The 6,365-nt window shown below is 65.8% G+C and carries 5 protein-coding genes; 3 read left to right on the top strand and 2 right to left on the bottom strand.

The annotated features are described in order from the left end of the window. Window positions 1–550: 550 nt before the first annotated feature. Entirely contained in the window at window positions 551–1,732 is a 1,182-nt protein-coding gene (gene acmB, locus GP2_RS20470) for a methyl acetate hydrolase AcmB (RefSeq protein WP_006902556.1), read from the bottom strand. Window positions 1,733–1,911: 179 nt separating this feature from the next. Here acmB and GP2_RS20475 point away from each other — a divergent pair, with 179 nt between their 5' ends. Continuing rightward, the gene (locus tag GP2_RS20475) at window positions 1,912–2,877 is read left to right on the top strand and encodes an alpha/beta hydrolase fold domain-containing protein (protein WP_006902557.1); all 966 of its coding nucleotides are present in this window, start codon (window positions 1,912–1,914) and stop codon (window positions 2,875–2,877) included. A gap of 14 nt (window positions 2,878–2,891) precedes the next feature. Then, a complete protein-coding gene (locus GP2_RS20480; RefSeq protein ID WP_006902558.1) occupies window positions 2,892–4,034 on the top strand; it encodes a helix-turn-helix domain-containing protein in 1,143 nt (380 codons plus the stop codon). A 339-nt stretch (window positions 4,035–4,373) separates the two neighbouring features. On the opposite strand, the gene GP2_RS22370 is transcribed toward GP2_RS20480, so the two are convergent. Continuing rightward, complete coding sequence (locus GP2_RS22370) at window positions 4,374–4,508, bottom strand: hypothetical protein (protein ID WP_255218676.1); 135 nt, start codon at window positions 4,506–4,508, stop codon at window positions 4,374–4,376. 1,484 nt (window positions 4,509–5,992) lie between these two features. Between GP2_RS22370 and GP2_RS20490 the strand changes: the two genes are divergently transcribed. Further along, window positions 5,993–6,365: thiolase family protein (locus GP2_RS20490; protein WP_006902561.1), on the top strand; the 373-nt coding region annotated here is incomplete at its 3' end.

The raw sequence follows: 6,365 nt of genomic DNA on the forward strand, positions 1-6,365 counted from the left end.
GGGAGGTGTGGCTGAATGTGTAGTCCTGACCATCGAATTCACGCACGATCGCGTGGTGGTCGATCATGCCGGAGGCCGACCGCGGTGCCGGGGCACAGTTGAACACACACGATGTCGTTGTTGTATCTGTTTGTGGTGTCGAGCTGCCTACGCCCTGGGCAAGCGTGGCGGTGGCGCGCGCTTGCAGGGCAGGTGGGCTGCTCTCTCGCAATCGGTATGCAGCACAGCCCGACCGGACTCATGGCCGAGTATCAGGGTGCAGGATGGTTCGTCTCCGGGCGACCTCGGGAAATCGATCGCCCTTGTGGCAAGCCCGTGGGAGATGGTGTTCGCGCTCGACCTGTTGCACCCAGGCCTCGAACGGCGTGGCAACACCACACCGCTGCGGGTGTTTCGACACCCGCAGCGGTGTGGTTTCCGTGCGTCGGGTGGGGGATTTCACCCGATCTCGTTGGTGTCGTCGTGTGGCTGTTCGGCGAGCGCACCGGTTACGCGAGCGGTCAACGGATCGAGGTCGATGTCCGATGCCGCGGCCTGGGATGGAACCGGGTCAGGAAAGGGCTCGATAGACGGCGGTCTCCATGTCGAGGTAACCACCGAGCGAGCCGGGGTCGGCGAACGGGAAGATCTGCGTCGCCCAGTAGCCTCCGATCTTGTTGTGCCGGTCGATCCAGTAGTAGAGGTTGGCCAGGCCTGCCCAGGCGAGAGAGCCTGCGGGACGGCCCGTGGGTGCTTCGGTTTCGTTGGTCATGAACGTGTAGCACCAGCCCTTGCGCTGGCCAGGGAAGAACTCGGCGTCGTTCGACAGCGACCCGATGACACCCGGAAGCATCTTCACGGTCAGGTCGCCGAGGTCGTTTCTGGTCGCCCACTCGACGGTGTCGGGGCGGAGGATGACGGTGCCGTCGTCTGCCTTGCCGTCGTTGAGCCACATCCGGATGAAGGCGAGGTAGTCACCGACGGTGGAGAACAGTCCGTGCCCACCCATGTCGACCTCGGGCGGGGTTGGGATGACGAAATCGGTGGCCTGGAGCCCGTCGTCGGTGCGCTGGTGCATGGTCGCCAGACGCGCGCGCATGTCGTCGGACGGAGTGAAGGACGTCGATGTCATGCCGAGTGGGTCGAGGACTCGTGTCTTCAGCGCCTCGCCGAGGCGGGTGCCGACGATGCCTTCGATCACCTGGCCTGCCCAGTCGATATTCGCGCCGTACTCCCACTGGGTGCCGGGATCGAACAGCAGCGGTGTCTTGAGCGCGTCCTTGGTGGCGGTGACGATGCTGGGCTGACCATGGTTCTCGGCGAGGCGGTTGTACGTCTCGTTGAAGAAGTCGTATCCGAAGCCGGCGGTGTGCAGCAGTAGTTGGCGGGTCGTGATGTCGGTCTTCGGTGCTCGCAGCAGCGGCTCGCCGTTCGAGTCGAAGCCCTCGATGACCTGGAGTTCGCCGATCGCGGGCGCGTACTCCTCGGCCGGGGAATCAAGGTCGAGATCACCGGACTCCACGAGTTGCAGCGCCACGGTGCCGGTGAGCGCCTTGGTGGTCGAGAAGATGCTGAAGACGGTGTCATCGGTCATCGGCTGGTCGTTGTCGACAGACCGCACCCCGGCGGACTCGATGAACATAGTTTCTTGGCCGTTCGTCATGCCCGCCACTACTCCGGGCACGGCACCGCTGTTCACCGTGGCGTGGATGGCTTCGCGGGCTGCGTCGACGACGCGCTGGGTATCGGACATGCGAGGTTGTTCCTCTCGTTCGGTCGACAGTGACGCTGCTCCAAGTTTTACGAACGTGTGATGGACGTCTCAACCGCCGTGGCGGCGCAGTTTCGCTCTGTTTCCCCGCCGAATGGCGGGTCCCTCAGTCGAAGGGCCGCCGTATTCTCGACACGAGTCTTCGAGGAGGTGACGTGACGATGGCCCGAGCCGTGCCCCATCCACCATTCGATGCCGAACTCAAGGCGGGATTGGCTGTTGTAGGCGGCATGTTCCCTCCGACCGTCACTGCGGACCTGATCGAGTTCATGCGTACGTCCTATGCGTCCCCTCCGATGGACGAGGAATTCGACCGCCGCCGGATCGCGGTGAACGAAGTGACCTTCTCAGGGGGCGATGGCGCTGCCGTCACCGCTGCGGTGCTTCGTTCCCGGGACGTCAGCGGGCCCCGTCCTGCGGTGCTGTACGCGCACTCCGGAGGGTTGATGTTCGGAGACATGTTCAGCGGCCTGGATCTGGTGCTGGACTGGGTGACCGAACTGGGGGCGGTCCTTGTCACGGTCGATTATCGTTTGGCCCCTGAGTATCCCGACCCCTGCCCGCGTGAGGACATGTATGCCGCCCTGGAGTGGTTGGCTGCGCATGTCACCGATCTGGACGTGCGGGCGGACCGAATCCTGGTCGCCGGTGCCAGCTCCGGTGGCGGACTGGCTGCCGGTCTCGCGCTGGCTGCGCGGGATCGCGGTGGTCCCCGGTTGTGTGGGCAGGTGCTCGACTATCCGATGCTCGACGACCGGTGCATGACCGCCTCGATCGAGCAGTTCGACGGTATCGGTGTGTGGGACCGGATCAGCAACGAAACCGGCTGGACCGCGCTGCTCGGTGAACAGCGGGGCACCGATTTTGTCTCTCCGTATGCCGCCCCGGCCCGCGCGCGGGATCTGCGTGGGTTGCCGCCGGCCTTCATCGACGTCGGCGCGGCCGAGATCTTCCGGGACGAGGCGATCGACTACGCCAACAGGATCTGGCAAGCCGGTGGCGATGCCGAGCTGCACGTATGGTCCGGTGCCTTCCACGCGTGCGACATCTTCGCCCCGCATACCGGTGTGGGCCGGTCCATGATCCGGACCCGCAACACCTGGGTCGAGAAGATCCTTGCGGACTGAGGGCAGGAACGGACATGCAAGAGCTACTCGGTCGGATCGCTCGCCTCGATCCCAGTGCCAGTCTCGGTCTGCGCGTCATCGCGTGCTTCGACGAGTTGATCGTCGGCAACGTCAACACCCGTGCCCTGCTGGCAACCGCCGCCGCGCTGGCCGGTTGTACTGCAGGGTCCCGGCAGAGCGTCCCGCCACGGACTCTACGAGTCACTCCGAAAGGAGAAGCAGTGCAGGGTGAATCGCCGACAGATTCTTCCAATCTGCACGTGGCGTCGGAGGACGGCATCGATGTCTGGCTCGAACGCGACGGTGCTGCTGGGCCGAACGACGCACTCATCCTCGAGCGCCTGGCACTGGCCGTGCGGATCCGGAATGGGCGTGGAGCCCGGGAGATCGACAATCGCCGCCACCTCGGCATACTCACCGGTCGCGAGAGCACTCCCGACGAGCGCTTGACCGCGGCGAGTGCGCTCGGATTGTCGGCAACGGGCATGTATCGCCTCGTTGTGGCACCGCTGTTCGCGGTGTGGCGCAATCATCCCGCCGGCCCAGAGGACGTGATCGCCACCCCGTTCGGTCCGGTCCACGCCGTCGTTGTGCCGGAGCGGTACCCGCCGTTCGGCGCTTCGCCGTGCGGTATCGGAACGGCCACGTCGCCGGACTCGTTGGATCGGTCGTTCCGGACCGCGATGGTCGCTCTGCGCCTGTGCCGAGCGCCGAAGGAACCCCAGGTCGTTGCCGACTCCTACGGGGGTCTGATCGAACTGCTTGCCGACGCCGATGAGCACGCTCCGCACAGCGACGCCGACCGCGTCGAAGCCATCGCACACTACGCCTGGGGGATGGAGACGATCGACGCCGTCGTCGCTGCGCAGTCCGTTCGGGAAGCGGCGCGACTGCTCAACATCCACCACAGCACTCTTCAGGGCAGGATCGATACCATCACTGCGACACTCGGGTTCAACCCGTTCGAGGGATTCGGGCGTAGCCGGCTCGGGGCAGCGTTCCTGCTACATCGCTTGCGTACGTCGACAGTCCTCGACCTGCCGGCGGCTGCGGCACCCGGCAACGTCGCCGCGACACGATCATTCTCTGCTGCCGAACTCGCCGAGGCCGAGTCCTATGCCAAGGAAGCCGGCGGGGACGTCGAGCACCTGTCCTGAGCGGTATCCGGTCAGGAGATAGGGAACAAGGTGGCAGCATCACTGGAGAATTTCCGATGAGCACCGTCACAAAGGAAGTAACCATGGCGAACCTCTACGACCACAACACCCGCGAGGTCCCGCCCGCCGCCGACGCCGCGGTGTGGCCGAACAGCCGCGGCGCCTACGTGCAATGAGCCGCCGACGTAGACGCGACTGGTCCGCGTCCGGGCTACCCCGCCTACGGGACGCCTGGACACGGGCCTTGTCGTCTGAATTGGGTCGGCAGGGCCGCGACATCGACGTGGCACGCGCCCACGGGGACCAAGCTCCAGCGGAGGCGCGGGAGGCCGTACGCGTCTACGACGCCACCCTCCCCGCACGCGAGGCGCTCATCGAGCACACCAGCCGCGCCGAGCTGTACTGGGTAACCGCGCCGATGGTGGACCTCGCAACGGAGTCCGCGTTGAGCTTGCCCGCCTGGACGCCGACCACCGCAGTCCCCTGTGACGCCGGGCTTCTGTGCTGGCAGCGGCCGGCGACCACACATCTACCGCACCCCGACGGCGGCACCTGCACCTGGGATGCGGTCCTGTGGTGCCCTAGTCCCGTCGCCGATCATGCACTCCTCCTGCAGGCCCTCACCCGCACCCCGGGCGGCGATCTCCCACTGACCCCGGTTGTCGAGGTGCACGTGCCGCTCGAAGAGACCCGACGGCCGAACCGCGCCGACGCTGGCGAGCTGATGATTTCGGCGCTCGGGGCGGCGTGGCTGCTGATGGGCCAACCGGCGGTTACCGAGTTGACAGTGGACGCGCCCGGGGCCGCGGAGTCCGGTAACGAACGCCGGGGACGTCGCCGGCGTCGCCCCCGGCGACGGCCATGGTGGCCGCGAATACACGCACCGCTGGTGGGTGTCCGGGCATTGGCGACAACAGCCGTACGGTCCGGGCCGCAGGTTCCGCCGCCCCGTGTGGATCGCTCCACACCTCAAAGGGCCACCGGATGCCCCCGTGGTGCGACGGCCGAGGGTGAACGTGTGGCGAGGCCGCCGCACGGCCGAATAAATGAACGCCCCGACCAGCCAGGGGCAAGGGCGTCCTGTTCGGTAGCGCAGCTAGTCGAGGTCGAGGAGGGGCTGTCGTGATCCGGTCAGGAGCTAGGGGCGAAGGTGCCAGCATCCGTTCCTTTGCCAGGGCCGGCGGCTTGACCGATTCGGCGGTTGAGTGAAATCTCCCTCTGGCCGACCGAGCATCGCACAATTTCCCCGCGATCGCGGATTGAGATCTGACAAGTCCAGCCGTCACCGACCTCGAGAGGGTTGCTAGACATGAACCCGTCAACGTCCGACATGTAGGTGTCGGCGGCCCGCTCCGGCCCCACAATCAACGCCGGGAGTCAACGCCACAATGTCCAGGATGCCGTCCGGTCCCCAGGCCACCCCGCAGCTACGGTCCCCAATCCATTCCGGCGGCGGGGGAGTGACGATAGTGGTGGGCGCCGGGGCCGGCGACGAACTGGAGGCACTCGATGCAGTGTCCTCACTGTCGCTACAGCCAACTGTGATTAGTGCGATGGCGACCAGGCCGCCACCGAGCTGGGCTCGCCAGCGCAAGGAGCTCATTGCGGGCACTGTCATCTTGCTGGGCCTTCCGGCAGTTGTTCTGTCGCGTTCGAGTAGCGCTGGGTTGATGCTTGAACCATCCACCTTGACGGCGTCCAGGGCGGTGAATCGGAGCGCGAACTTTGCGTCGGCGGTCTCTTATCGCCGTAGCTCACCTACGTGCATATTGAGAGTACGGATGGCTATGTCGATATTCGCAAGTTCGGTCTCAGTCTTCGTCCGCGAACCGCCTCTTGACGAGGTCCCTCTGAGGGGACTGGCGTCGCCTCCAGGACCGTATCCAAAGACAGGTCATATGCTCCGTTAACTGTAGTTGGACCCAGGCCGGTCGCGACGCTGTGGAAAGTGGTGCCTTATGAATTCCGGACCCGTTTGGATCGTCGGCGGATATCAATCGGACTTCGCGCGAAATCTCACCAAGGAGGGCGGGGACCTGAGCACCCTGACCGCCGAGGTCACCGCGTCGACGCTGCAGGCCGCGGGGATCTCGGCCGAGGAGGTCGGGGTGATCCATGTCGCTAATGCATTCGGGCAGGTCTACACCGGGCAGGGGCACCTCGGAGCGATGCCCGCGTCGACCGTCGACGAGCTCTGGGGTGTCCCGGCGAGTCGCCACGAGGGCGCGTGTGCGTCGGGATCGCTGGCGGTCCTCGCCGCGATGGCCGACCTCGAGTCGGGCCGGTACGACTGCGCACTCGTCCTCGGCGTAGAGCTGGAGAAGAACGTGG

Origin of the sequence: Gordonia paraffinivorans NBRC 108238 (assembly GCF_000344155.1) — a bacterium.
Taxonomy (GTDB): domain Bacteria; phylum Actinomycetota; class Actinomycetes; order Mycobacteriales; family Mycobacteriaceae; genus Gordonia; species Gordonia paraffinivorans.

Coding starts and splice junctions, on each gene's coding strand:
- GP2_RS20480 (WP_006902558.1), top strand. CDS start 2,892: ATGCAAGAGCTACTCGGTCGGATCGCTCGCCTCGATCCCAGTGCCAGT.
- GP2_RS20475 (WP_006902557.1), top strand. CDS start 1,912: ATGGCCCGAGCCGTGCCCCATCCACCATTCGATGCCGAACTCAAGGCG.
- acmB (WP_006902556.1), bottom strand. CDS start 1,732: ATGTCCGATACCCAGCGCGTCGTCGACGCAGCCCGCGAAGCCATCCAC.